This window comes from Streptomyces sp. CAU 1734 (assembly GCF_039888735.1).
GTDB lineage: Bacteria > Actinomycetota > Actinomycetes > Streptomycetales > Streptomycetaceae > Streptomyces.
This window is the reverse complement of record NZ_JBDQQP010000013.1, coordinates 1-25,249: the sequence shown is the minus strand read 5'-3', so window position 1 is coordinate 25,249 and position 25,249 is coordinate 1. Positions and strand designations below refer to the sequence as shown.

General features: G+C 71.3%; 25 protein-coding genes. 15 read left to right on the top strand and 10 right to left on the bottom strand.

The features are described 5' to 3' along the window. Positions 1 to 120: 120 nt before the first annotated feature. Together AAFN69_RS24555 and AAFN69_RS24550 are read right to left on the bottom strand one after the other, a co-directional pair. Positions 121 to 1,515: a TldD/PmbA family protein gene (locus tag AAFN69_RS24555; RefSeq protein WP_347730892.1), complete on the bottom strand. Its 1,395-nt coding sequence runs from the start codon at positions 1,513 to 1,515 to the stop codon at positions 121 to 123. Next, positions 1,512 to 3,035: a TldD/PmbA family protein gene (locus tag AAFN69_RS24550; RefSeq protein WP_347730891.1), complete on the bottom strand. Its 1,524-nt coding sequence runs from the start codon at positions 3,033 to 3,035 to the stop codon at positions 1,512 to 1,514. The genes AAFN69_RS24555 and AAFN69_RS24550 overlap by 4 nt, the downstream gene beginning before the upstream one ends. Positions 3,036 to 3,343: 308 nt before the next feature. Here AAFN69_RS24550 and fabG point away from each other — a divergent pair, with 308 nt between their 5' ends. The 6 genes from fabG to AAFN69_RS24520 all read left to right on the top strand — a co-directional run bounded on the left by fabG (position 3,344) and on the right by AAFN69_RS24520 (position 6,966). Next, positions 3,344 to 4,048: a 3-oxoacyl-[acyl-carrier-protein] reductase gene (fabG, locus tag AAFN69_RS24545; RefSeq protein WP_347730889.1), complete on the top strand. Its 705-nt coding sequence runs from the start codon at positions 3,344 to 3,346 to the stop codon at positions 4,046 to 4,048. Positions 4,049 to 4,053: 5 nt separating this feature from the next. Beyond that, a complete protein-coding gene (gene fabI / locus AAFN69_RS24540; RefSeq protein ID WP_347730888.1) occupies positions 4,054 to 4,824 on the top strand; it encodes an enoyl-ACP reductase FabI in 771 nt (256 codons plus the stop codon). Positions 4,825 to 5,005: 181 nt separating this feature from the next. Then, positions 5,006 to 5,362, top strand: a complete 357-nt coding sequence (locus AAFN69_RS24535; RefSeq protein WP_347730887.1) for a hypothetical protein — start codon at positions 5,006 to 5,008, stop codon at positions 5,360 to 5,362. A gap of 95 nt (positions 5,363 to 5,457) precedes the next feature. Continuing rightward, positions 5,458 to 5,574: an SGM_5486 family transporter-associated protein gene (locus AAFN69_RS24530; protein ID WP_347730886.1), complete on the top strand. Its 117-nt coding sequence runs from the start codon at positions 5,458 to 5,460 to the stop codon at positions 5,572 to 5,574. A 337-nt stretch (positions 5,575 to 5,911) separates the two neighbouring features. Continuing rightward, on the top strand, positions 5,912 to 6,121 hold the full coding sequence (locus AAFN69_RS24525) for a hypothetical protein (protein ID WP_347731074.1): 210 nt from the start codon (positions 5,912 to 5,914) through the stop codon (positions 6,119 to 6,121). A gap of 293 nt (positions 6,122 to 6,414) precedes the next feature. Then, on the top strand, positions 6,415 to 6,966 hold the full coding sequence (locus AAFN69_RS24520; RefSeq protein ID WP_347730885.1) for a histidine phosphatase family protein: 552 nt from the start codon (positions 6,415 to 6,417) through the stop codon (positions 6,964 to 6,966). Between the two features lie 169 nt (positions 6,967 to 7,135). On the opposite strand, the gene serB is transcribed toward AAFN69_RS24520, so the two are convergent. Together serB and AAFN69_RS24510 are read right to left on the bottom strand one after the other, a co-directional pair. Continuing rightward, positions 7,136 to 8,362 carry a phosphoserine phosphatase SerB gene (serB, locus tag AAFN69_RS24515; RefSeq protein ID WP_347730884.1) on the bottom strand — a complete coding sequence of 409 codons (1,227 nt, stop codon included), beginning with the start codon at positions 8,360 to 8,362 and terminating at the stop codon, positions 7,136 to 7,138. A gap of 228 nt (positions 8,363 to 8,590) precedes the next feature. After that, on the bottom strand, positions 8,591 to 10,315 hold the full coding sequence (locus AAFN69_RS24510; protein WP_347730883.1) for a streptophobe family protein: 1,725 nt from the start codon (positions 10,313 to 10,315) through the stop codon (positions 8,591 to 8,593). Between the two features lie 260 nt (positions 10,316 to 10,575). Here AAFN69_RS24510 and AAFN69_RS24505 point away from each other — a divergent pair, with 260 nt between their 5' ends. Beyond that, positions 10,576 to 13,113 carry an FHA domain-containing protein gene (locus AAFN69_RS24505; RefSeq protein ID WP_347730882.1) on the top strand — a complete coding sequence of 846 codons (2,538 nt, stop codon included), beginning with the start codon at positions 10,576 to 10,578 and terminating at the stop codon, positions 13,111 to 13,113. A gap of 161 nt (positions 13,114 to 13,274) precedes the next feature. Here AAFN69_RS24505 and AAFN69_RS24500 read toward each other — a convergent pair whose 3' ends face one another. Both AAFN69_RS24500 and AAFN69_RS24495 read right to left on the bottom strand, forming a co-directional pair. After that, positions 13,275 to 13,997 carry a transglycosylase SLT domain-containing protein gene (locus AAFN69_RS24500; protein WP_347730881.1) on the bottom strand — a complete coding sequence of 241 codons (723 nt, stop codon included), beginning with the start codon at positions 13,995 to 13,997 and terminating at the stop codon, positions 13,275 to 13,277. A gap of 565 nt (positions 13,998 to 14,562) precedes the next feature. Then, the gene (locus AAFN69_RS24495; protein ID WP_347730880.1) at positions 14,563 to 15,258 is read right to left on the bottom strand and encodes an SDR family NAD(P)-dependent oxidoreductase; all 696 of its coding nucleotides are present in this window, start codon (positions 15,256 to 15,258) and stop codon (positions 14,563 to 14,565) included. A 228-nt stretch (positions 15,259 to 15,486) separates the two neighbouring features. On the opposite strand from AAFN69_RS24495, the gene AAFN69_RS24490 reads away from it, so the two are divergent. The 3 genes from AAFN69_RS24490 (at position 15,487) to AAFN69_RS24480 (ending at position 17,689) form a co-directional block, all read left to right on the top strand. Further along, positions 15,487 to 16,632 carry a GAF domain-containing sensor histidine kinase gene (locus AAFN69_RS24490; RefSeq protein ID WP_347730879.1) on the top strand — a complete coding sequence of 382 codons (1,146 nt, stop codon included), beginning with the start codon at positions 15,487 to 15,489 and terminating at the stop codon, positions 16,630 to 16,632. Beyond that, complete coding sequence (locus AAFN69_RS24485; RefSeq protein ID WP_347730878.1) at positions 16,625 to 17,269, top strand: response regulator transcription factor; 645 nt, start codon at positions 16,625 to 16,627, stop codon at positions 17,267 to 17,269. The genes AAFN69_RS24490 and AAFN69_RS24485 overlap by 8 nt, the downstream gene beginning before the upstream one ends. A gap of 174 nt (positions 17,270 to 17,443) precedes the next feature. Next, positions 17,444 to 17,689 (top strand): chaplin, encoded by a 246-nt coding sequence (locus AAFN69_RS24480; RefSeq protein WP_347730877.1) that lies wholly within the window; start codon positions 17,444 to 17,446, stop codon positions 17,687 to 17,689. 147 nt (positions 17,690 to 17,836) lie between these two features. Here AAFN69_RS24480 and AAFN69_RS24475 read toward each other — a convergent pair whose 3' ends face one another. Beyond that, a complete protein-coding gene (locus AAFN69_RS24475) occupies positions 17,837 to 18,625 on the bottom strand; it encodes a hypothetical protein (protein WP_347730876.1) in 789 nt (262 codons plus the stop codon). Positions 18,626 to 18,780: 155 nt separating this feature from the next. Between AAFN69_RS24475 and AAFN69_RS24470 the strand changes: the two genes are divergently transcribed. From AAFN69_RS24470 to AAFN69_RS24455, 4 genes are all read left to right on the top strand, one after another. Further along, positions 18,781 to 19,572 carry an ABC transporter ATP-binding protein gene (locus AAFN69_RS24470; RefSeq protein WP_347730875.1) on the top strand — a complete coding sequence of 264 codons (792 nt, stop codon included), beginning with the start codon at positions 18,781 to 18,783 and terminating at the stop codon, positions 19,570 to 19,572. Between the two features lie 148 nt (positions 19,573 to 19,720). After that, positions 19,721 to 20,149, top strand: a complete 429-nt coding sequence (locus tag AAFN69_RS24465) for an NfeD family protein (protein ID WP_347730874.1) — start codon at positions 19,721 to 19,723, stop codon at positions 20,147 to 20,149. 130 nt (positions 20,150 to 20,279) lie between these two features. Continuing rightward, positions 20,280 to 21,212, top strand: coding sequence for an SPFH domain-containing protein (locus tag AAFN69_RS24460; protein ID WP_347730873.1), 933 nt, complete (start codon positions 20,280 to 20,282; stop codon positions 21,210 to 21,212). A gap of 64 nt (positions 21,213 to 21,276) precedes the next feature. Then, a complete protein-coding gene (locus AAFN69_RS24455; protein ID WP_347730872.1) occupies positions 21,277 to 22,053 on the top strand; it encodes a sulfite exporter TauE/SafE family protein in 777 nt (258 codons plus the stop codon). A 64-nt stretch (positions 22,054 to 22,117) separates the two neighbouring features. Here AAFN69_RS24455 and AAFN69_RS24450 read toward each other — a convergent pair whose 3' ends face one another. The 3 genes from AAFN69_RS24450 to AAFN69_RS24440 form a co-directional block, all read right to left on the bottom strand. Then, positions 22,118 to 22,627, bottom strand: a complete 510-nt coding sequence (locus AAFN69_RS24450; protein WP_347730871.1) for an HNH endonuclease — start codon at positions 22,625 to 22,627, stop codon at positions 22,118 to 22,120. A 194-nt stretch (positions 22,628 to 22,821) separates the two neighbouring features. Beyond that, positions 22,822 to 23,358 carry a YbhB/YbcL family Raf kinase inhibitor-like protein gene (locus AAFN69_RS24445; RefSeq protein ID WP_347730869.1) on the bottom strand — a complete coding sequence of 179 codons (537 nt, stop codon included), beginning with the start codon at positions 23,356 to 23,358 and terminating at the stop codon, positions 22,822 to 22,824. Positions 23,359 to 23,432: 74 nt separating this feature from the next. Next, entirely contained in the window at positions 23,433 to 24,215 is a 783-nt protein-coding gene (locus AAFN69_RS24440; RefSeq protein ID WP_347730868.1) for a sporulation protein, read from the bottom strand. Positions 24,216 to 24,316: 101 nt separating this feature from the next. Between AAFN69_RS24440 and AAFN69_RS24435 the strand changes: the two genes are divergently transcribed. Then, positions 24,317 to 24,958 carry a DNA-3-methyladenine glycosylase gene (locus tag AAFN69_RS24435; protein ID WP_347730867.1) on the top strand — a complete coding sequence of 214 codons (642 nt, stop codon included), beginning with the start codon at positions 24,317 to 24,319 and terminating at the stop codon, positions 24,956 to 24,958. Positions 24,959 to 25,249: the final 291 nt, after the last annotated feature.

The following is a 25,249-nucleotide window of genomic DNA, read 5'->3' as shown; positions in this document are numbered from 1 at the left end:
GTGTCTCCTCGGTGCATGGATGATTCGGTGCGTGGATGCTTCGGTACCGGGGTGATCCGGTACCGGGGTGATCCGGTACGGATCACGAGGGCGGCCCGTGCGGCCCGGCCCCCTCCGAGGTTATACGCCCTGGCTCACCGAACTCATATTGAAATCCGGGACCCGGAGCGTGGGCATCGCGGCCCGGGTGAACCAGTCGCCCCATTCGCGCGGCAGCGTCTTCTCGGTGCGGCCCGCCTCGGTGGCCCGGGAGAGCAGATCCACCGGCGACTCATTGAAGCGGAAGTTGTTCACCGCCCCGGTGACCTCGCCGTTCTCCACCAGATAGACACCGTCCCTGGTCAGCCCCGTCAACAGCAGAGTCGCCGGGTCCACCTCACGGATGTACCAGAGGCAGGTCAGCAGCAGTCCGCGCTCCGTCGCCGCCACCATCTCCGCCGTCGACCGCGCGCCCCCGCCGTCCAGGATCAGATTCCCGGCCCCGGGCGCCACCGGCAGCCCGGTCAGCCCCGCGCTGTGCCGGGTGGTGACCAGATGCTCCAGCCTCCCCTCCCGCACCCACTCCGTCGCGGTGAGCGGCAGCCCGTTGTCGAAGACGGAGGCGTCGTCCCCCGACGAGTGCGCGATCACGAAGGGCGACGACTGAAGGCCCGGCTCCGCCGGATCGCTGCGCAGCGTGAGCGGCAGCGGCGAGAGCGTCTCACCGACCCGCGTACCGCCGCCCGGCTTGGAGAAGACCGTCCGGCCCTCGGCCGCGTCCCGGGCCGTCGACGACCAGAACTGGTAGATCAGCAGATCGGCGACGGCGGTCGGCGGCAGCAGCGTCTCGTACCGCCCGGCCGGCAGCTCCACCCGCCGCTCCGCCCAGCGCAGCCGCTGCTCCAGCTCCGCGTCGAGCACCCCCGGATCCACATCCGTGAAGTCCTGGGTGGACCGCCCGGCCCACGCCGACCGGGAGCCGTCCGGCGATTTCGCGTTCAGCTCCAGCGTCCCGTTGGGCTGGTCGTGGCGGAGCCGCACCCCCGTCGACGTCCCCAGATAGGTGGAGGTCATCTCGTGGTTGGCGAAGCCGTACAGCTCCCGCCCGCCCTCGCGCGCCCGCGCGAACGCCTCCCCGAGCGCCGGCGCGAAGTCGGTGAAGACGGCGGACGACGTCTCGGCGGGCGCCTCGGTGAAGCCGGGCGCCGTCGCGCCCCCGGCCACCAGTGGCTGCGCGTCCTCGGCCGGCTCCGACTTCCGGGCCGCGTCCTCGGCGGCCCGGACCAGCGGCTCCAGATCGGCGGCGGTCACCGCGGACCGGGAGACCACCCCGGAGGCGGTGCCCCGCGCCCCGTCGACGGTGGCGACGATGGTGACGGTCCGCCCCCGGGTCACACCGTTGGTGGTGAGCGCGTTCCGGGCCCAGCGCAGATTGGCCGACGACTGCTCGTCGGCGATGACGACACAGCCGTCCGCCGTGGAGAGCTCGAGGGCCCGCTCGACGATCTCGGACGGCTTGCTGGTGCGGCGGCTCATCGTCCGGCCTCCTGCGTGGTGTTGAGGATGTTCACGCCCCGGAAGAGGGCGGACGGGCAGCCGTGCGACACGGCCGCGACCTGCCCCGGCTGCGCCTTGCCGCAGTTGAAGGCACCGCCGAGAACATAGGTCTGCGGGCCGCCCGCCTGCTCCATGGAGCCCCAGAACTCGGTCGTCGTGGCCTGGTACGCCACATCCCGCAGCTGTCCCGCGAGCCGCCCGTTCTCGATCCGGAAGAACCGCTGCCCGGTGAACTGGAAGTTGTACCGCTGCATGTCGATGGACCAGGACCGGTCGCCGACCACATAGATGCCGCGCTCGACCCCGCCGATCAGATCCTCCGTCGACAGACCGCCCGGCGCGGGCTTCAGCGACACATTCGCCATCCGCTGCACCGGCACATGGCCGGGGGAGTCGGCGTAGGCGCAGCCATTGGACCGCCCCAGCCCGGTGAGCTTCGCGATCCGCCGGTCCAGCTGGTACCCGACCAGGGTCCCGTCCTTGATCAGATCCCAGGACTGGGCCCGCACCCCCTCGTCGTCGTAACCGATCGTCGCCAGCCCGTGCTCGGCGGTCCGGTCACCGGTCACATTCATCACCGACGAGCCGTACTCCAGCTTCCCCAGCTTGTCGAAGGTGGCGAAGGAGGTACCGGCGTACGCCGCCTCGTAGCCGAGCGCCCGGTCCAGCTCGGTCGCATGCCCGATGGACTCGTGGATGGTGAGCCAGAGATTGGACGGGTCGACCACCAGGTCGTACCGCCCGGCCTCCACACTCGGGGCGCGCATCTTCTCCGCGAGCAGCCCGGGGATCTCCTCCAGCTCCGTGTCCCAGTCCCAGCCGGTGCCGGTCAGATACTCCCAGCCCCGGCCCACCGGGGGAGCGATGGTCCGCATCGAGTCGAACTCACCGGTGGTCTCGTCCACCGCGACGGCGGTGACCTGCGGATGGAGCCGGACCCGCTGCTGCGTGGTGACGGTGCCCGCCGTGTCCGCGTAGAACTTGTTCTCCTGCACGGTCAGCAGCGAGGCGTCCGCGTGCGCGACACCGTTCGCCCCGAGCAGCCGCCCGCTCCACTCGGCGAGCAGCGCGGTCTTCTCCTCGGCGGCGACGTCGAAGGGGTTGATCTCGTACGCCGAGATCCAGGTCTTCTCCGAGTGGACCGGCTCATCGGCCAGCTCCACCCGCTCCCGCGACCCGGCGGCGGCGATCACCTTGGCGGAGAGCTTCGCCATGGCGACGGCCTGGCTCGCGACCTTCGCGGCGGCGTCCATGGTCATGTCGACCCCGGAGGCGAACCCCCAGGCCCCGCCGTGGACGACCCGTACCGCATAGCCGAGATCGGTGGTGTCGGACGAAGCGGCGGGCTTGGCGTCGCGCAGCCGCCAGGACGCGCTGCGCACCCGCTCGAACCGGAAATCCGCGTGGTCGGCGCCGAGCGCCCTGGCCCGCGCGAGCGCCGCGTCGGCGAGGGAGCGCAGCGGCAGCGCCAGAAAGGTCTGATCGATCTCGTGGGGCACAGGTGCCCTCCTCTTCTCGGCCGGGTCACGGCCGGCACGACTACAGATCCGCAGTGAATCATGTGGAGCGGGCGGTGCGGCCGCCGCCGGCTCCACCGGGCGACCGGCGCCCGGGCCGGGCCGCCGCCGCGGCGGAGCGGAAGCCGCCGGCCGGTGAGCGGGCGGAGTATGACCGGAGAGCCGCTGGAGTATTTCTGTAGAGACCCGACAGTGAGCCGGTGACGTCGCTGTCAGTGATCGATTCCCCGTCGGGGCGGCCGGACCGATAGTTTCGGAGATACCACGACCACTATGGAAAGGGTGATCCGTTGAGCCGCTCGGTTCTCGTCACCGGAGGAAACCGGGGCATCGGCCTCGCCATCGCCCGCGCATTCGCCGACGCAGGTGACAAAGTCGCGATCACTTACCGTTCCGGTGAGCCCCCGGAGGGCTTCCTCGCGGTGAAGTGCGACATCACCGAGGCCGAGCAGGTCGAGCAGGCGTACAAGGAGATCGAGGAGCACCACGGCCCGGTGGAGGTGCTGGTCGCCAATGCCGGCGTCACCCGGGACCAGCTCCTGATGCGCATGTCCGAGGAGGACTTCACCTCCGTCCTCGACACCAACCTCACCGGCACCTTCCGCGTGGTCAAGCGCGCCAACCGCGGCATGCTGCGCGCCAAGAAGGGCCGCGTTGTGCTGATCTCCTCGGTCGTGGGGCTGCTCGGCTCGGCGGGGCAGGCCAATTACGCCGCCTCCAAGGCCGGGCTGGTCGGATTCGCCCGCTCCCTGGCCCGCGAGCTCGGCTCGCGGAACATCACTTTCAATGTCGTCGCGCCCGGATTCGTCGACACCGACATGACCAAGGTCCTCACCGAGGACCAGCGCGCGGGCATCGTCGCGCAGGTGCCGCTCGGCCGGTACGCGCAGCCGGAGGAAATCGCCGCCACCGTGCGCTTCCTGGCCTCCGACGACGCCTCGTACATCACTGGAGCCGTCATTCCCGTTGACGGCGGATTGGGAATGGGTCACTGACCGATATGAGCGGAATTCTCGCCGGAAAGCGCATTCTCGTCACGGGTGTTCTCACCGAGTCATCCATCGCCTTCCACGCCGCCAAGGTGGCGCAGAACGAGGGCGCGGAGGTCATCCTCACCGGCTTCGGGCGGCTCTCCCTGGTGGAGCGCATCGCCAAGCGGCTGCCCAAGCCCGTGCCCGTGATCGAGCTGGATGTCACCAACCAGGAGCACCTGGACGGCCTCGCGGACCGGATCCGGGAGCACTCCTCGGACGATTCCGGACTCGACGGCATCGTGCACTCGATCGCCTTCGGCCCCCAGGGCGCCTTCAACTTCCTGGAGGGGAGCTGGGAGGACGTCTCCACCGCCGTCCAGGTCTCGGCGTACTCCTACAAGTCGCTCACGATGGCCTGTCTGCCGCTGATGGAGCGCGGCGGCTCGGTCGTCGGCCTCACCTTCGACGCGCAGGTCGCCTGGCCGAAGTACGACTGGATGGGTGTCGCCAAGGCGGCCCTGGAGTCCACCAACCGCTACCTCGCCCGTGACCTGGGCGCGCGGAACATCCGCTGCAATCTGATCTCGGCCGGCCCGATCAAGTCGATGGCCGCCAAGTCGATCCCCGGTTTCGAGGAGCTGGCGGACGTCTGGAACCACCGCGCCCCGATCGGCTGGGACCTGTCCGACCCGGAGCCCGCCGGCCGGGGTGTCGTCGGACTCCTCTCCGACTTCTTCCCCAGCACCACCGGCGAGATCGTGCATGTGGACGGCGGCGTCCACATGATGGGCGCGTAGCCCTGCCGCGTACGCCCCGGCGCCCCGTTCCCCCGCCCGTCGCGCGGGGGAGCGGGGCGTCGCCCGTTCGGCCCCCAGGGCGCGCGGTGCGCCGCCGTTGCGGCCAGGCTGAAGAGGCAATCCCCCTTGTGGTGCAGCCGCGGCGATCGGGCCGCAGTACGGCCGAGGAGGTTCCTGCTTCATGCACACGATCCGGCGCTCGGCGCCCGTACTGGCCGCGGTGACGCTTCTGCTCTGGGCGACCCCCGTCGCCTTCTCCCAGCAGCGCGGCCACGCTCCACCGGAACCGGAACGGCCGCGGTACGAGGCCGACTGCCGTACCGAGACCGAGGGGTCGTACGCCACGGCCTACTGCCAGAACCCGTTTCCGGCGGTGGACCGGGTACGGCTGCACATCGAGTGCGAGCGCTGGTGGGACATCGACGTGGACAGCGCGTCCGCCGATGTCTACCCGGCGGGGTACGTGGTCCTCACCGACCGCTGCTGGAAGGAGATCCGCGCGGTCTGGGTCAGCCATCAGCCCCTGCCGTCCGGCTGACCGCGCTCGCGGTCGCGGCCCGGCGCTCCGGCGCCGGGAACCGCGAGCCGGGGACCCGCTGACCGGAGCCGGGGCCGGGATGCGAGACTGAACCCATGCCAGTGCTCGATCCGCATCCCCAGAACGGCCAGAAGAAGCTTCTCCAGATCTTCGCGCTGATCATCGGCCTCTTCGTGGTCATCGGAATCATCGCGACCATCGCCTCACCCTGATAGGGCCGTTGGCCACCGGGTCCGCCCGGCCCTCGTCCGCGCGGTCCGCCGCGGTGCCGCTCGCCCCGGCCGCACCGCCGTACGTCCACCCGTCCCGTGTCGTCGTGCGTCCGCCCGTCCCGTGCCGGAATGCGGCGCGATCCGGCGTTCGGTGCCGTACGCCGGAGGCGGCTCCGGACGGTGCCCGGGTGGCCGACGGGGGCCCGCACCAGCATCCCTTAGGGGGTGAGCCTCAGGGTGAAGTGGGTGGGTCTCCGGATATGGCCGCGCTTCCGCGGTCCGTAGCGTTGAACCATCAACCGCGGACGCATGGATGTCCGGACCCACGGAGGCGATCATGGCGGCCCACCGGCCCACCACCACCCAGGCCAGGGACGGCGTCGGTGTGCGTCTGCCGTGGTGGGCGCTGGCGCTGCCGGTGCTCGCCTTCGTCGCGCTGTTCGGCCTGATGACGGACCCCGCGCAGGCCCGGTCCCACACCGCCGGCGACGCCGAGGCCGGCTTCCGGGCCCTCCTCGTCTCCGTACATCAACTGCTCACCCGCTGACCGAGCCGCCCCGCCCCATGGTCTGTCCTGTCCGCCGGCCATCGCCGCGCCTGCCCGTACGCCTCCGCGACCCGCCCCGCACGCCCGCAGGTCCCCGTGCCCCGTACGCCTCCGCGCCCCGGTCCGCCCGCCACCGTGCCCCGCCGCACCGCTGTCCCCGCGAGCCGCCGGTGCGCCCGGTGCGCGGACCGCGCGCGGACCCGCCCGCCGTGCCCCGGGGAAGACGCCGGCGGCGCCGGTGAGCCCGCCAACACCCCGCGCCCGCTGGCGCATTTCATGCGAAGCTGGGATGCATGAGCGTCGCCACATCGTCCGGAGGGACACCCCCCGGACCTTCCGTACCCCGCAGGATCGTTCTCCTCCGACATGCCAAGGCCGAGTGGTCGGACTCCTCCGACCACGACCGTCCGCTCGCCGACCGGGGCCGGATGGACGCCCCCGTCGCCGGCCGCAGGCTCGCCGAATCGGGAATCGCCTTCGATCTCGCCCTCTGCTCGACCGCCGCGAGAACCCGCGAGACCTGGAAGCTCGCCGTCCATGAGCTGCCCCAGCGCCCCAGGACGGTGTACGAGGACCGAGTGTACGAAGCCTCCCTCGGCGAGCTGATCGCGCTGCTCAATGAGACCCCGGACGACGTCGGTGACCTCCTCGTCATCGGTCACAACCCCGGGATGCACGCCCTCGCCGACGCGCTCAGCGGCGAGGCGGAGGGCGACCTGCTGCCCCGGATGAACCGCAGCGGCTTTCCGACCTCGGCCTTCGCCACCGTCGAGTTCACCGGTTCCTGGAAGTCCCTGGAGCACGGAGTCGGAAGGCTGACCGGCTTCTGGACCCCGCACGACTGAGCGGCCCGCGCGGCGCCGGCCGGCCCCGTACCCCGGATCCACTCCGCGCCGGCGGATCCCGCACCCGTATCCGTCCGCGTCCATCCGCACCCGCCCATGAACACGGCCCCGGCGCGCAGCTGCGCGCCGGGGCCTCGTCGGGGCCGGGGGTGGGCCGTGATCCGCCGCCTCAGTGGGCGGTGGCCTCGCCGTCCTCGCTGTCCGCGAGTTCGACCTCCTCGCGGGTGATGCCCAGCAGATAGAGCACCGTGTCCAGGAAGGGCACATTCACCGCCGTGTGCGCGGCCTCACGGACCAGCGGCTTCGCGTTGAACGCCACCCCGAGACCGGCCGCGTTGAGCATGTCCAGATCATTGGCACCGTCGCCGATGGCCACGGTCTGGGAGAGCGGCACCCCGGCCTCGGCCGCGAACCGGCGCAGCAGCCGGGCCTTGCCCGCGCGGTCGACGATCTCCCCGGTCACCCGGCCGGTCAGCTTCCCGTCCACTATCTCCAGCGTGTTCGCCGAGGCGAAGTCCAGCCCCAGCCGCTCCTGAAGATCGTCGGTGACCTGGGTGAAACCGCCCGAGACGACCCCGACTTGGAAACCGAGCCGCTTGAGCGTACGGATCAGGGTCCGGGCGCCGGGGGTCATCCGCACCTCGGACCGCACCTTGTCCACCACCGAGGCGTCGAGCCCCGCCAGCAGCGCCACCCGCGCGTGCAGCGACTGCTCGAAGTCCAGCTCCCCGCGCATCGCGGCGGCCGTGACCTCCGCGACCTTCTCCTCGCACCCCGCGTGGGCCGCGAACAGCTCGATGACCTCGTCCTGGATCAGGGTCGAGTCCACATCCATCACCACCAGCCGCTGCGCCCGCCGGTGCAGACCCGAGGAGACCACGGCCACATCGACCCCGATCTCGGATGAGCGGGTCGCCAGCGCGGTGCGCAGCGCCTCCGTCTCGGCCCCGGAGACCGCGAATTCCACCGCGGTGACGGGGTACTTGGCGAGCCGGAAGATACGGTCGATGTTTCCGCCGGTCGAGCTGATCGTGGCGGTTATGGCCGCGGTCGCCTCGGCGGTCAGCGGATGTCCCAGCACGGTCACATGGGACCGGCCGCTGCCGCGCGGCCGGTTGTCGCCGGTGCCGGAGATGATCTCGGCCTGGAGCTTGAGGGATTCGGCCCAGCTGTGGACGGTGGCCCGGAGCTCCCCCTCGTCGGTGCCGGCCGCGGTGGGCGCGGTGACCAGGGCACAGAGGACGAGCCGGCCGCGGGAGACGACCTGTTCGATGTCGACGACATCGACGGAGTAGGCGGCGAGTGTGTCGAAGAGTCCGGCGGTGATCCCGGGACGGTCCTTCCCGAAGATCTTGACCAGAAGGGTGGGGACGTCGGAGTTCTGCGAAGCGCTCATGGTTCCTACACCGTAACCGGCGCGGGTGAGGTGCAGCCGCTCCGTCCCGAAAGACGGACAGCGAACAGCGCGTGAGGATCGGATGGCCGGCGGATGGCCCGGAGGCGATGTACGCACGGTGACCGTACGGCACCTCAGAGCTGCCGTACGGGGCCGGCGGGCACCCCCGCCGCCGTACCGGATCCGGTACGCCCGCTTCCGGCGCCAGCCCTTCCCGTACCGCCGCGACTACCCCGGCCGGCGAGGCCCGGGAGGCCCGGGAGGCCCGGGAGGCGGTCCCGGCGGCGCGGGCGGCCCCGGCGGCGGCGGATTCCCCCGCGGACGCGGCGGCGCCTGGCCGCCCGGAGAGCCCGGTGTCCCGGGAGCCCCCGGCGGCGGCGGGATCTCCCCGCCCTTGTGCCCCGGCGGCCGGGGTCCCCGGCGCGGCGGGACCGGAGGCGGTGCCGGGGACGTCGCGGTCCGGTCGCGGTGGAAGCCGCGCGGAATCCGCAGATAGGGGTTGGTCTCCGGGTTCGGCGCCCGGTGCGGTGGCGCCGGCCGGTACGGCCCCGGCGGTACGGGATCCTCCTCGCCCGCCTCGTCCGTGACCCCGGCCGCGGCCGGGCGCACCCTCCGCACCAGCAGAGCTCCGGCGCCCCCCGCCGCCGTGCCCCAGAGCGCCCCCGCCAACAGCGCCGCCCCCGTGCTCCCGCGCAGCTCGATCCCCGCACCGAAGGCGTCGAAGCCCAGCACCGAGAGCGAGGCGTCCGCCGACACCTCCGTCAGCCACACCAGCAGCGGCAGCACCACCGCCGATGCCGCCCCCAGCGCCGAGGCGCACCGCAGTGCGAAGGCTCCGGTACCCCGGCCGTCCACAGGAGTACGAGCCGCGGCCAGTACCCCCGCGTACAGCATCAGCACTCCCGCCGCGACCGCCAGCAGCCACACCTGCGGATCCAGCTCCGCCAGCGCGCCCACCGTCGCCGGGCGGTCCGCCGACAGCCGGAGGAATTCGTCCAGCGGATCCGGCAGCAGCCGGGCGAACTCTCCCCGCGCCTCCCCCTCCCACGGCACCCCGAGCCCCAGCGGCACCCCCAGCCACACACCGTTCGGCGCGCCGAGCAGCGCGGCGCCCCCGATCCTGCCGGGGTGTTCGTCGCCGAGCGCCGCGTACCCGGCGGCCGCGTACCCTGCGACCACCGCCACCAGCAGGGCGGACACCAGCGCGGAGAAGGCCGGCCCCACCGTCCCGCGCACCCGGTGCAGCGCCCGGGGCAGGGCCGCCCGCCGCCCGCAGAGCAGCGCGACCAGCAGCACACCGACCACCCACACCAGCGCGCCGGCCAGCGAATCCGCCGTGTTCACGGTGAAGCCGACCGATGCCTCGGCCTCCGCCGGATCCCCCAGCCGCCCCGGCAGCAGCCCGCCGAGACGGTCCCCGAGATCACCGTCCCCGAGATCACCGAGCCCGGGTAATCCGAGCCCGCCGTCCCCCGCGCCGCCGAGGCCCAGCCGCTTCCCGTCCAGGGTGATCACATCGTGTCCGGCCCACGCCATCCCGCCGGCCGTCGCCGTGAACACCGCCACCACCGCCCCCGCCCGTACGGCGAGTTCGCGGCCCGGCAGGATCGGCCCGGCCCGCCGCAGCGAGCGCAGAAAGAAGGCCGCGAGGATCAGCGCACCGATCAGACCGACGCCCAATGGCGCGATATCGATGGCGGTACGCGCCTCCGCGCCGTCCAGCCCGAAGGCCGTCACATCCCCGGAGGGAGTGACCGAACCATTCACCGCGAGCACCACCACGGCCGCCGTCATCGCGCCGCCCGCCCCCGCCGCGTCGGCCCCCAGCAGCCTCAGCCCGAGCGCGGCGGCGCCCCCCATCCCCACCACCGCCCAGCTCACGGCGGCGACCGCGGTCAGCAGCGCGTCCAGCCAGGGCACCCCGGCACGGTCATCGGTCACGGCTGTACTCATGAGCCCCCCGATCCCCGCGGGCCCGCCCCGTACCAGTCGGCGCCGGGCGCTCCGGCGGACGAGCGCAAGCGGCCGGACGGTCCCCGCGCACCAGTGGTCGCCTACCACTTAACGGATGCGCTCCCCGGCCGTCAACGGCCTCTCCGTCCCGGTCTTGCGACGGGCCGCGTACCAGGTGCGTAACCGGGCCTGAAATAGTTCCTCCCGATGTTCGCCATCCCTAGACTCCCTGTGACGGGGGTATTTCGGGGGACAAGCAAGTGGGGCATGGAGTGCGGGAACTCGTACTGGAATTGAACGGCAGGACCTGGACGCTCGATTCGTCCCGGTCCTACACCCTGGGACGCGATCCGCAGGGTGACATGGTGCTGGAGGACGCCCGGGTCTCGTGGCGGCACGCCACCGTCGGCTGGGACGGCCAGAGCTGGGTGATCGAGGATCACGGCAGCACCAACGGCACCTATGCGGAGGGCAACCGGGTCCAGCGGTGGCAGGTCGGGCCGGGCTCCGCCGTGCATCTGGGCAACGCCAACGACGGCCCCCGGCTGAATTTCGCCGGTGCCGCCGCCGGTCTGTCCGCGGGGGCACCGGCCGGAGCACCCGCCGGCCACGCGGGCGCCCCGCTCGGGCACCCGGCCGGCGCCCCCGGCCATCCGCCGGCCCAGGGGTGGCCGGACCCCCAGCAGTACGGCGGGCAGCCGGAACCGCACTCCGGCCACAGCGCTCCGCCGGCCCACGCCCAGCAGGGACACATCCCGCACCAGCCGTCCGGCCCGCACGGCGACCGCAGCCCCACCACCTTCCACCGGCTGGCCCTCGGCAGGGTGATGCGCATCGGCCGCGCCCTGGAGAACGAACTCGTCGTCGCCGACCTCCAGGTCTCGCGCCACCACGCCGAATTCACCGCCGGCCCCGACGGCCGCTTCCTCATCCGCGACCTCGGCTCCCACAACGGCACCTTCGTCAACGGCCAGCCGGTCGCGAGCTCCGGCACCGTCGCCATCGGCCCGCAGGACATCGTCGGTGTCGGCCACTCCACCTTCCGCATCGTGGGGGACCGGCTGGAGGAGTTCGTCGACACCGGCGAGGTCTCCTTCTCCGCCCGCCATCTCACGGTCACCGTGGAGGGCGGCAAGCAGATCCTGCGCGATGTCTCCTTCGGCGTCCCCGAGAAGTCGCTCATCGGCGTCATCGGCCCGTCCGGCTCCGGCAAGTCCACCCTGCTCAAGGCGCTCACCGGCTACCGCCCCGCCAACCAGGGCGATGTCCTGTACGACAACCGCAGCCTCTACCGGCAGTTCGCCGAGCTGCGCCGGCGCATCGGACTGGTCCCGCAGGACGACATCCTGCACAAGGAGCTGACCGTCCGGAAGGCGCTGCGGTACGCGGCCAAGCTCCGCTTCCCGGGCGACACCGCCGAGGCGGAGCGCGAGGCGCGCATCGACGAGGTGCTGGGCGAGCTCAAGCTCGACATCCACAAGGACAAGAAGGTCACCTCGCTCTCCGGTGGCCAGCGCAAGCGCGTCTCGGTCGCGCTGGAACTCCTCACCAAGCCCTCGCTGATCTTTCTGGACGAACCCACGTCCGGACTCGACCCGGGCATGGACCGCGATGTGATGCAGCTGCTCCGGGGCCTCGCCGACGACGGCCGCACCGTCCTCGTCGTCACCCACTCCGTGGCCGAGCTCCAGCTCTGCGACAAACTCCTGGTCATGGCCCCCGGCGGCTCGGTCGCCTACTTCGGCCCCCCGGAGGAGGCGCTCAACTTCTTCGGCTACACCACCTGGGCCGATGTCTTCTCGGCCTTCGAGAACTACCGCGACTACGACTGGGCGGGCCGCTGGCGCGGCTCACAGCACTTCCAGATGTACGCGGCCGACTTCGACGCCGCCGCGGCCCAGCCGGTGACCCTGCCCCCGCCGCAGCAGATGCGCCCGCCGAAGCCGCAGAGCTGGGGCTCCCAGCTGTGGACCCTGATGCGGCGCTATGTCTCCGTCATCGCCTCCGACCGGGGCTTCATGGGGCTGATGCTGATCCTGCCCGCCGTGCTCGGCCTGGTCAGCGTGGTCATCCCGGCGGAGTTCGGCCTCACCGCGCCCGGCCCGGGCAGCTCGAAGCAGTTCAACAGCGACGCGGGCACCATCATGCTGATCATCGCGGTCGGCATGTGCTTCTCCGGCGCGGCCAACTCCGTACGAGAGCTGATCAAGGAACGCGTCATCTACGAACGGGAGCGCGCCACCGGCCTCTCCCGCTCGGCCTATCTGATGTCCAAGGTGATCGTCCTCGGAGCGATCACGGCGCTTCAGGGCATCATCCTCTGCGGTATCGGGTTCGCTCCCCGGGAGCTCCCGGCCGAGGGCCTGATCCTGCCGGCCGCCGCCGAGCTCTGCCTGGTCGTGATCGCCCTCGGCTTCACCTCGATGATGTTCGGCCTGGTCATCTCCTCGCTGGTGAGGACCGCCGAGAAGACGATGCCGCTGCTGGTCATGTTCGCGATCGTCCAGGTCGTCTTCACCGGCATCCTCTTCAAGATCTACGGCTCGCCCGGCCTGGAGCAGTTCGCCTGGCTGATGCCGTCCCGCTGGGCGATAGGCGGGGCCGGGGCCACTCTCGACCTCGGCCGGCTGATGCCGCCGTGGGACCCGAAGAATCCTCAGGACCTGGATCCGCTCTGGGAGCACTCGGCGGCCCAGTGGGGGATCAATGTGACCGTGCTGCTGGCCATCGGTGTCGTCTGCGGTGTGGCGGTCGCCCGGCTGCTGCGCCGCCATGAGCCCGAGGTCATGCGCAAGTAGCGCCGCGCCGCGTCCGGCGGCGGGCGGAGACGCCGCGAAGGGCGGCACCCCGGTGGGGTGCCGCCCTTCGCGATGTCCGTCTGTCCGCTCGTGTCTCCGCGGCGTCCGGAAGATCCGTCTCCGTCCGCAGCGCCGGGCCGGGGACGATCCGTCCGGTCCGGTCAGTAGGCGCCGAAGACGTTGTCGATCGAGCCGTAGCGGTCGGCGGCGTAGTTGGCCGCAGCGACGATGTTGGCGACCGGGTGGTACAGGTCGTGCGGCGTGCCGGCCACGTGGTACGCGTTGAAGGTCGGCTGGATGACCTGGAGCAGGCCCTTCGACGGGGTGCCGTTGACCGCGTTGATGTCCCAGTTGTTGATGGCCAGCGGGTTGCCGCTGGACTCCCGCATGATGTTGCGGTGCAGACCGTCGTAGGAGCCGGGGATGCCGTGCTTCTGCATGATCGACAGGGACTCGCGGATCCAGCCGTCCAGGTTGTTCGGGTACACGGCGGTGCGCAGCGAGACCGACCGCGTGGTCGGGGTCTTCTCCGCGGCGCGCTCCTTGGCGGCGCGCTCGGCGGCGGCCTTCTTCGCGGCGGCGTCGAGCTTGGCCTTCGCGGCGGCGTCGGCCTTGGCGGCGGCGTCGGCCTTGATCTGGACGGCGGCCTTGGCGGCGGCCTCGACCTTGGTCTCGATGGCCGACTTCTGGCTGTCGATGTGGAGCGACGCGGGCTTCGAGTCCGCGGCCGCCTGCCATGCCACCGGGGCGGTGGGGGAGGCGACCGTCGTGGCGGAGGAGCCGGCGGGGACGAGGGAAAGAGAGATGGCTGCGGCACCGGCGGCGGCGATACCGGCGATCGAGGCCTTGTGGACCTTGGTCATACGGATGCGGGTCGCGGACATCAGACGTACCTCTTCGGAATCGGGAATGTCGCATCAGGCCGGGAGGCGGCGCTGCGCTCCTGCGGCGGCGACTGGGCAATTCTTAGCGGTCGCAAAATGCCCTGGCAATCGTGTGACGTACGAATGGAGATAGTGGATCAGGGCGCCGCGACAACGCCCTCTCGGTAGCTCCACACACGCTCACACGGCCTTTATCCCTCGACTAAAGAGCCTAGTAAGTGATCTGGGTCCTATGCGCGGCGTCACATGGCCGCACCCTCGCTTTCACCAAGCGTTGCGACAGCAATGCAATGGGTGAGGGTTGTCATCCGGAAGTATGAGGCGGACGCCGCCGAACTCGTGCCGGAGGCGGGCAGGGCCCTGCCCGGCCTTGTGCGCACGGTACGGAGCGGGCGCCGCCGCGATCGGCCCCGCGGTACGGAGCGGGCGCCGCGGGAATCGCCGGATGCGGCGCCCACGGCTCGCGCGCGGCCCGCCCGGCGGCCCGGGCCCGTAACGGACACCCGTACCGCCCACCCCCGCACCTGCCCCCCGTACCGCGGGCTCCCGGAGGCGTACGGCCGGATCAGACGGAGTCCAGCAGCGCCGGGGCCGTGTACCGCCCGCTCGGCGGCCGCTCGTCCAGCAGCCGCAGGAAGCCCGGAACCACCGACTCGGGAGCCGGCCGCCCATGACCGTCCTCCGGCACGGCCGCCGCGTACAGATCCGTGTCCATGTCACCCGGATCCACCGCCCACACCCGCAGCCCCGGCTCCTCCACCGCCAGCACCGCCGCGAGATGGTCGAGCGCCGCCTTGGAGGCCCCGTACCCGCCCCAGGTCTCGAAGGGCTCGGCCGCCGCCTCCGAGCTGATCGCGACCACCGTCCCGGCCGCCGACCCCCGCAGCAGCGGCAGCGCCTCCTGGACGAGTCCGAGTGCGGCCACCACATTGACCTCCAGCGCCTCCCGCAGCCCCGCCAGCGGCTGCGCGTCCAGCCGCACCAGCGGTTCCGCCCCCAGCACACTGGCATTGCTCACCAGAAGATCCAGCCCGCCCAGCTCCCCGGCGGCGGCCACCAGCGCCGCGCGGTGCGCCGGATCCGCCACGTCGCCCGGCACCGCCACCACCCGGGTCCCGTGACCGGCCGCGTACTCCGCGCTGCGCCGCAGCACATCGGCGGTCCTGGCCCCCATCACCAGATCCCAGCCCCGCCCGGCCAGCGCCGCCGCCAGCGCCCGTCCCAGTCCCTTCGAAGCCCCCGTGATCACCGCTACCGGCATGACACCCGTCCCTCATCACTCGTCACTGTTCCCGCGCCGCACCGCGGCCGCCCGGCCGGACAGCCGCACCACCGTGCCGGCGAGCCCCACCGTAGAAAGGGGACGAGCCCCCCGTCCTCGGCCGCCGGACCCCACCCGGCAAGGAACTTCGACCTAGTCCCACAGCCCTACCCCCGCGCGGTCCCCGGCCCGATACGCACCGTCACACCCCGCGGGTACGGTGAGGCCATGAGTCACACCCCCAGCTCGGGCCTGGCAGCCGTGAGCAGCGCACTCCTCGCGATGAGCAGACATCTCGAGGTCCGCGACGTCCTGAAGACGATCGTCGCCTCGGCCCGCGAACTGCTCGACGCGGAGTACGCGGCCCTGGGCGTCCCGGACGATCACGGCGGCTTCGCCCAGTTCGTGGTCGACGGCGTGACCGACGCCCAGTGGAAGGAGATCGGCCCGCTGCCCCGGCAGCACGGCATCCTCGCCGCGATGCTCCGCGACGCCCGCACCGAACGGCTCGCGGACGTCCGCCAGGATCCTCGGTTCGAGGGCTGGCCGGACGCCCACCCCGACATGTCCGACTTCCTCGGTCTGCCGGTCAAGGACGGCGAGGAGACCATCGGCGCGCTCTTCCTCGCCAACAAGCGGTGCCCGAAGCCCGAGGGCGGCTGCGGCTTCACCGAGGCGGACGAGGAACTCCTCAAGATCCTCGCCCAGCACGCCGCCATCGCCCTCACCAATGCCCGCCTCTACGAGCGCAGCCGCGAGCTGACCATCGCCGAGGAGCGCTCCCGCCTCGCCCACGAACTGCACGACGCGGTCAGCCAGAAACTCTTCTCCCTCCGCCTCACCGCCCAGGCCGCCGCCGCCCTCGTCGACCGCGACCCCGCCCGGGCCAAGGGCGAACTGCACCAGGTCGCCGCCCTCGCCGCCGAGGCCGCCGACGAGCTCCGCGCCGCCGTGGTGGAGCTGCGCCCCGCCGCACTGGACGAGGACGGGCTGATCAACACCCTGCGCACCCATGTGCAGGTGCTCGACCGCGCCCACAGCGCCAGGGTCACCTTCGACACGGCGGGCACCCGGGCACTCCCCGCGGCCCAGGAGGAAGCGGTCCTCCGGGTCGCGCAGGAGGCCCTGCACAATGCCCTGCGCCACTCCGGTGCCGAGCGCGTCGATGTGGTCCTCGCCCGGCGCGGCCAGGGCGCCGTCCTCAGCGTCACCGACAACGGCGGGGGATTCGAACCGCGCAAGGTCCGCCGGGCCGGGCGCCATCTGGGGCTGGTCTCCATGCGCGACCGCGCCGGCGGCGTCGGCGGCCGGCTGACCGTGCACTCCGCGCCCGGACAGGGCACCACGATCGAGATGGAGGTCCCCGGTGGGTGACAAGAGAATCCGTGTCCTGCTGGTCGACGACCACCAGGTGGTGCGCCGCGGGCTGCGCACCTTCCTGGAGATCCAGGACGACATAGAGGTGGTGGGGGAGGCGGCCGACGGCGCCGAGGGCGTCGCCCGCACCGAGGAGCTGAAGCCGGATGTCGTCCTGATGGACGTGAAGATGCCCGGCACCGACGGCATCGAGGCGCTCCGCAAGCTCCGCGAGCTCGCCAACCCGGCGAAGGTGCTGATCGTCACCAGCTTCACCGAACAGCGCACCGTCGTCCCCGCCCTGCGCGCCGGCGCCTCCGGCTATGTGTACAAGGACGTCGACCCCGAGGCGCTGGCCGGCGCCATCCGCTCCGTCCACGCCGGCCATGTGCTGCTCCAGCCCGAGGTCGCGGTGGCCCTCCTCTCCCAGGAGGAGCAGAGCGGCGGCACCGGGCGCGGCACCTCCCTCACCGAGCGGGAGCGGGAGGTCCTCGGCCTGATCGCCGACGGCCGCTCCAACCGCGAGATCGCCCGCGCCCTCGTCCTCTCCGAGAAGACGGTGAAGACCCATGTGTCGAACATCCTGATGAAGCTCGACCTCGCCGACCGCACCCAGGCCGCGCTCTGGGCCGTCCGCAACGGCCTCACCAACTGAGCCGGCGGCCCCGCCGGCCGATCGGGGGACGCGCCGTCACGGAGTTCCCGATTCATCGGAGATTCATACTGTCGGGTGTATGTCCTCCCGACGGCGCATCCCGGCCGCCGCACCGGCGTTCTCCATGGCGTGCCGCGGCGGCTCGCCGCGGCGAATGCCCAGGAGGATCTCGAAGTGAAGAACCTGAAGAAGGCCGCCGCCCTCACCATGATCACCGGCAGCATCATCGCCGCGGGTGCGGGAGTCGCGTCCGCCACCACGGGAGCGCACGCCGACGGCGCCGCCATCGGCTCCCCGGGCGTCGGCTCCGGCAATCTGATCCAGGTCCCGGTCCACGTCCCGGTGAATGCCGTGGGCAACACCGTCACCGTCATCGGCCTGCTGAACCCGGCCTTCGCGAACGGCGGCGTCAACGCCTGACCCGGCCGGGGGCGCCCCGCGGCCTCCCCTTGCCCCAGGGCCTCCCCGGCCCGAAGCACGCCGGCCGCCCCCTCCCGACCGCCGGCGGGCCCGCGCACCCGGGCCCGCCGGCGGTTTCCCATGCGCCCCGGCGCGCCGGCCCCGGGATCACGCCCCCCGCTCGCGCTCCTCCACATAGGCGTTGTACGCCGCCACCTGCGCCCGCCGCGCCACCCGCTCCACCGGCCGCAGCGCCGCGCCCCGCGCCGCGATCTCCGACGCGCTCACCGCACCGCCGTGCCCGTTCTCGTACGCCACCGACACCAGCAGCGCCACCCGCTGTGCCAGCTCCAGCACCCGGACCGCGCGCGGCGGATATCCCGGGGCCAGCGCCTCCCGCCCCGCCTCCGCCCGTGCCCGGTATGCGTCGACCGCGGCCTCCGCCACCGGCCCGGAGCCCGCCACATCGAGCCGTGACAGCACCTCCGTGGCCTCCCGCAGCGCCTCCGCCAGTTCCCGCTCCGCCTCCCCGAGGGACGGCACATCGGCCGGCGGAGCCTCCCGTACCGGCAGACAGCGCCAGACCACCTCCACATGGAGATCACCGGGCCCGGGACCGGCCTCGCGCACCTCGGGCACCAGCCCGTACCCGGCCCCGTACCCGACGACGGCCTCCTCCGCCTCCAGCGCCAGCGCGTTGAACTCCGGCGGCCCGCTGAGGCCCAGCGGATGCCCGGGCGCGGGCAGCGCGACCCGCCACCCGGTCACCCCCAGACCCCGCAGCCGGCCCAGCGCCAGCGTGAGGCCGACCGGCGCCGCCTCGCCGGGCAGCCCCTCGACCCGGTGCCGCGCGTCGTCACCGACGATCGCGTCCGCCGCGTCGTCGGGTGACACAACTCCTGCCAGCAGGGCGTTCCCCCATGCGGCCAACCGTCCTGAACGTGGTTCCGAGAACATGGACCAAGCCTAAGGATCGGGCCGGGGGAAGGTGCCGCCCCGCCGGTGGCGTAGGTTTTCCCTGACGGTTGTGTCGGCCGGCATACGTCCGCGTCAACACCCGTCACACACCTTCCACAGACGTCACGACGATTGCATGGGGAGACAACGCGCTCATGAGCGATGTACTGGAGCTGGTCGACGTATCAGTGGTCCGCGACGGACGCGCTCTGGTGGACGACGTCTCCTGGTCGGTCAAGGAGGGGGAGCGCTGGGTCATCCTCGGCCCCAACGGCGCCGGCAAGACGACCCTCCTCAACCTCGCGTCCAGCTATCTCTTCCCCACCACCGGCACGGTGGGGATCCTCGGCGAGCGCCTCGGCCGGGTGGACGTCTTCGACCTCCGCCCCCGGATCGGCATGGCCGGCATGGCGATGGCGGACAAGCTGCCCAAGCGCCAGACCGTGCTCCAGACGGTCCTCACCGCCGCGTACGGCATGACCGCCACCTGGCACGAGAACTACGACCCGGTGGACGAGGAGCGCGCCCGCGCCTTCCTCGACCGGCTCGGCATGACCGAGTACCTGGACCGCCGCTTCGGCACCCTCTCCGAGGGCGAGCGCAAGCGCACCCTGATCGCCCGCGCCATGATGACCGACCCCGAGCTGCTGCTCCTGGACGAGCCCGCCGCCGGACTCGACCTCGGCGGCCGGGAGGACCTGGTGCGCCGGCTGGGCCGTCTCGCCCGTGACCCGTACGCCCCCTCCATGATCATGGTCACGCACCATGTCGAGGAGATCGCCCCCGGGTTCACCCACGTGCTGATGATCCGGCAGGGCAAGGTGCTGGCCGCCGGCCCCATGGAGATGGAGCTGACCTCCCGCAATCTCTCCCGCTGCTTCGGTCTCCCGCTGGTGGTGGAGCACCGCGGCGACCGCTGGACGGCCCACGGGCTCCCGCTCGGCTGACCGGCACGGCTCCGGGCGTCACCAGGCCGGTACGGAAACGCCCGAGTGGCCGAAATCCATAAGGGCGTTGGCCGGAAACCGGCGAATGCCGCAACCGAACCATTCCGGCCCCCTGTCCTGACCCGACCCGCGCGCCTACCATGACCATGTGGAAATCGACGCGTGGGTGTGGTGGCTGATCGGGGCGGTCGGACTGGGCATTCCGCTGGTCCTCACAGCGATGCCCGAATTCGGAATGTTCTCGGCCGGCGCGATCTCCGGAGCCGTCGTCGCCGCCCTCGGCGGCGGAATCGTCGCCCAGGTACTGGTCTTCGCCGTCGTATCCGTCGCCCTGGTGGCCGTGGTGCGCCCGATCGCCAAGCGCCACCGCGACAACAGCAGGCAGTACGCCAGCGGCATCGACGCCCTGAAGGGCCGTCAGGCCATCGTGGTGGAGCGCGTCGACTCCCACGGCGGCCGGATCAAACTCGCCGGCGAGATCTGGTCCGCCCGCACACTCGACGCCGAGATGGTCTTCGAGCCCGGCCAGCAGGTCGATGTGGCCGAGATCGACGGTGCCACCGCCGTCGTCATGTGACCCGTCAGGTGAAGCGAACGGGACAACCCGTCGGAACCGCCCCCGCACACGCCCCCGGTCTGGGAAACTCGATCATCGGATTCGTCCGCCCATCACACACATCCACCACCGAAGGGCTCAGGGAAAAGCGATGGCACCGATCATCATCGTCCTGATCATTCTGGTGGTGCTGGTCTTCATCGCCCTGATCAAGACGATCCAGGTCATCCCGCAGGCCAGCGCCGCCATCGTCGAACGCTTCGGACGCTACACCCGCACCCTCAACGCGGGCCTCAACATCGTCGTCCCGTTCATCGACTCCATCCGCAACCGCATCGACCTCCGCGAGCAGGTCGTACCGTTCCCGCCCCAGCCAGTGATCACCCAGGACAACCTGGTGGTCAACATCGACACCGTCATCTACTACCAGGTGACCGACGCCAGGGCCGCCACCTATGAGGTCGCCAGCTACATCCAGGCGATCGAGCAGCTCACCGTCACCACACTGCGCAACATCATCGGCGGCATGGACCTGGAGCGCACCCTCACCTCCCGCGAGGAGATCAACGCCGCCCTCCGCGGAGTCCTCGACGAGGCCACCGGCAAATGGGGCATCCGCGTCAACCGCGTCGAGCTGAAGGCCATCGAGCCGCCCACCTCCATCCAGGACTCGATGGAGAAGCAGATGCGCGCCGACCGCGACAAGCGCGCGGCGATCCTCACCGCCGAGGGCATCCGCCAGTCCCAGATCCTCACCGCCGAGGGCGAGAAGCAGTCCGCCATCCTCCGGGCCGAGGGCGAGGCCAAGGCCGCCGCCCTGCGCGCGGAGGGCGAGGCCCAGGCCATCCGCACGGTCTTCGAATCCATCCACGCCGGCGACCCGGACCAGAAGCTGCTCTCCTACCAGTACCTCCAGATGCTCCCGAAGATCGCCGAGGGAGACGCCAACAAGCTCTGGATCGTCCCCAGCGAGATCGGCGACGCCCTCAAGGGCCTCTCCGGCGCCTTCGGCAATCTCGGCGGCGGCATGCCCGGCTTCAACACCGGCCCGACCGAGCGCCGCGAGGAACCCCCGGTCAAGTAGGAGCAAGATCCGTGGTGCATGATTTCGGTGCAGCCGGCACCGAAATCATGCGAGGGGCAGCACCGTGACCATCTGGGAGATGCTCGCCGTCTTCGCCGCGGGCATCAGCGCGGGCACCATCAACACCATCGTCGGCTCCGGCACCCTGATCACCTTCCCGGTACTGCTCCTCACCGGACTCCCCCCGGTCACCGCCACCGTCTCCAACGCCCTGGGCCTCGTCCCCGGCTCCATCAGCGGCGCCATCGGCTACCGCGCCGAACTGAAGGGCCAGCGCCGCCGCGTCATCCGGCTCGGCACCGTCGCCGCGATCGGCGGCATCACCGGAGCGGCACTCCTGCTGACCCTCCCGCCGACCGCGTTCGAGACGATCGTCCCGGTCCTGGTCGCTCTCGCGCTCGTCCTGGTGATTCTCCAGCCCCGCCTCGCCAAGGCCGTCCAGCGCCGCCGCGAGGCCAAGGGAACCCCCGCACACCCCGACGGCGGCCCGGTGCTCATCGGCGGACTGCTGCTCTCCAGCGTTTACGGCGGCTACTTCACCGCAGCCCAGGGCGTCCTCTACGTCTCCCTCATGGGCACCCTGCTCGACGACACCATGCAGCGGATCAACGCCGTCAAGAACGTCCTCGCCGCCGTCGTCAACACCATCGCCGCGCTCTTCTTCCTCTTCGTCGCCGAGTTCGACTGGACCGCGGTCCTGCTGATCGCCGTCGGCTCCACCATCGGCGGTCAGCTCGGCGCGAAGATCGGCCGCCGGCTCCCGCCCGCCGTCCTCCGCTGGACCATCGTCGCCGTCGGCACCGCCGCCATCGTCCAGCTCCTGCTCCGCCGCTACGGCTGACACACCGATGCCCGCCCCCGGCGACCGGGAACGGGCATCGTCACGAAGCGGCGAACGGATCAGGTCACGCGGCCGACTGCGCCGCCAGCCAGCCCGGAAGCTCCGACCGCTCCCCGGCCCGCATCCCCAGCAGCATCGCGTCGGCGGGGGACGGCACGAACGGCTGGTGCAGCAGCGGCATCCCCGCCTGTTCCGGCGTACGGTCCGCCTTGCGGTGATTGTCCTCGGCACAGGAGGCCACGGTGTTCAGCCAGCTGTCCGCACCACCGTGCGACCGGGGCACCACATGGTCCACGGTCGTGGCACGCCTGCCGCAGTAGGCGCACCGGTGCTGGTCGCGTACCAGCACACCCCGTCTCGACCACGGCGCCTGTCTTCGGAACGGCACCCGGACATATCTGCACAGCCTGATCACTCGCGGTACGGGAAGATCGACCGCCGCGGCGCGCATCCGGAGCTCGGGGTGGGACTGCTCGACGACCGCCTTGTCCTGGAGCACCAGAACCACCGCACGGTTGAGTGTCACTGTCGACAACGGTTCGAAGCTCGCGTTCAGTACCAGGGTCTCGCGCACTCCGCCCACCTCCGCATTTCCGGCCCGCCGGCCTGGCTGGCTCGGATCAACTCTGGCCGGGCGCGCCGGGATGGACAACGCAATATCCGCGTCTTCCTGCGGTGTCGGCGGAGCTCGCGAAGAAAAAAGTGCCCTGCTCTGATCTCTCCAAGACCAGAGCAGGGCAAACAACGAACGCATGGCCGAAGCCCGGGTCAGCCCTCCCGGGGACCCTCGTACTCACCGATCAACTGCGCGCGTCCCAGAGTGTGGAAGCGCAGATTGAACCCGACCACGGCGGGCGAGGCATCGGCGTCCGGGCCGAGCTTCTCGCTGTCCACCGCGTACACGGTGAACACATAGCGGTGCTTCTCCCCGGCGGGCGGGGCCGCACCGCCGAAATCCCTCGACCCGTAGTCATTGCGCGCGTGGACGGCACCCTCGGGCAGCCCGGTGAAGTCTCCGCCGCCCGCACCGGCCGGAAGTTCGGTGACGGTCGCCGGGACATCGAAGAGCACCCAGTGCCAGAACCCACTCCCGGTCGGCGCGTCCGGATCGAAGCAGGTCACCGCGAAGCTCTTGGTCCCGGCCGGGAACCCCTCCCACCGCAGTTGCGGCGAGGTGTTGCCCGCGGCCTGGACCTGAGCGTCCCTCAGCACGGATCCCGGCGTGATGTCATCGCTCACCACGGTGAACGACGGCACCTCGGGATGAAAGTCATGCGGAAGGGGAGCCCTCTTCAGCTCGGTCACGTCTGAACCTCCGGTCGGCTGTGATGTTCTGCCGCCCCGACCTTAGAACGGGGCCGCCGCGCACCGAAGCGGAGCTACAGCCAGTTGCGCCGGCCGCCGACATCCGCGAGCCACTGGTTGAGGTACGCCGACCAGTCCGTGGACTGGAAGTCGTGGTGTCCGACCTTGAACGCCTTGTACGAGTCGCTGCTCTCGCTGAAGAGTCCCGGCTTCTTGTCCATCTCCAGAATGACGTCCATCTCGCGCTCGTCGGCGACGAAGGTCAGCTCCACCTGGTTCAGGCCCCGGTACTGCTGCGGAGGCAGGAATTCGATCTCCTGGTAGAACGGCAGCTTCTGCCGGCTGCCCCGGATGTGCCCGCGCTCCATGTCGGCGCTCTTGAAGCGGAAGCCGAGCTGAAGGAAGGCGTCGAGCAGCGCCTGCTGCGCGGGGAGCGGGTGCACATTGATCGGGTCCAGGTCACCGGAGTCCACCGCCCGCGCGATCTCCAGCTCGGTGTTCACCCCGATGTCCATCCCGCGCAGCCGCTGCCCGGCGATGCTGGTGACCGGCGTCTCCCACGGAATCTCCAGCCCGAACGGCACCACGTGCACCGCCCCGGCCTTCACCTCGAACGCGCCGCCCAGCCGCTGCTTGACGAATTCGATGTCCTGCTTGACCTCCTGGTCGCCGCTCTCCACCTCCACCCGCGCCTGGAGGCCCACCGAGAGCGCCTCGATCCGCTGGTCCACCGAGCCGCCCTGAACGCGCACCTCGCCCTGGACCACCCCGCCCGGCACGACGTTCTCCTCGGTGAGCACCGTCTCCACGGAGGCGCCGCCGGCCCCCAGGCTCGCGAGCAGCTTCTTGAAGCCCATACCTACTCCTCTTGGTCCTTCTGGTCCTGCTGGTGGATCGGGGATGTGCCCCTTACACACGCACCGCGAAGGCCACCGGTTCCCCAGTACCCTCGGGCGCCATGACCGAGCCCTCCGACCGTACGCCGTTGCCGCGCTCCTTCTTCGACCGCCCCGTTCTGGAGGTCGCCCCCGACCTGCTCGGCCGCACCCTGATACGCCGTACGGCCGAGGGCCCGATCGCGGTGCGGATCACCGAGGTGGAGGCGTACGCCGGCGAGGTCGACCCCGGCTCCCACGCCTTCCGCGGCCGCACCGCGCGCAACGAGGTCATGTTCGGCCCGCCCGGCCATGCCTACGTCTACTTCACCTACGGGATGTGGCACTGCTTGAACGCGGTCTGCGGCCCCGAGGGCCGGGCGAGCGGGGTCCTGCTGCGCGCCGGCGAGGTGCTGATGGGCACGGAGCTGGCCCGCAAACGTCGACTCTCGGCCCGATATGACAGAGAACTGGCCAAAGGACCGGCGAGGCTGGCCACCGCGACCGATGTCGACCGAACCCTGAACGGCACTGACCTCTGCGCCGGCGCCCCGTCCCCTCTCTCCCTGCTCCCCGGTGACGCCCCCCACCCTGACCAGGTGCGGAATGGACCTCGTACGGGAGTGGGCGGCGACGGCGCCCACCACCCCTGGCGCTTCTGGATCGACGGAGACCCCACGGTCAGCCCGTACCGCGCCCATGCGCCACGCCGCCGGGCAACTTGACTCGCCCCTCGCGGACGCCTAACGTAGCCCGAGCCGCTTGAAACGGGCCCTGCTGTTCAGCACCCCGAAGCGGCCATCCACTACTTGACGACGAACCCCAATCGGGTGCGATTTCGCGTTGCCGAAATTCAGTCCCGATGGCCCCGATTATGAGTCGCCCGGGGAATTCGCTAGAGTTCTGGACGTCGGAACGGCCCAACAGCCGGAAAGACAACCCGATTTCGACCGGGAATCAGGCCCGAAAGGATCTGATAAAGTCGGAGCAGCCGAAAGGCGAAAGGCCGGTCCAAC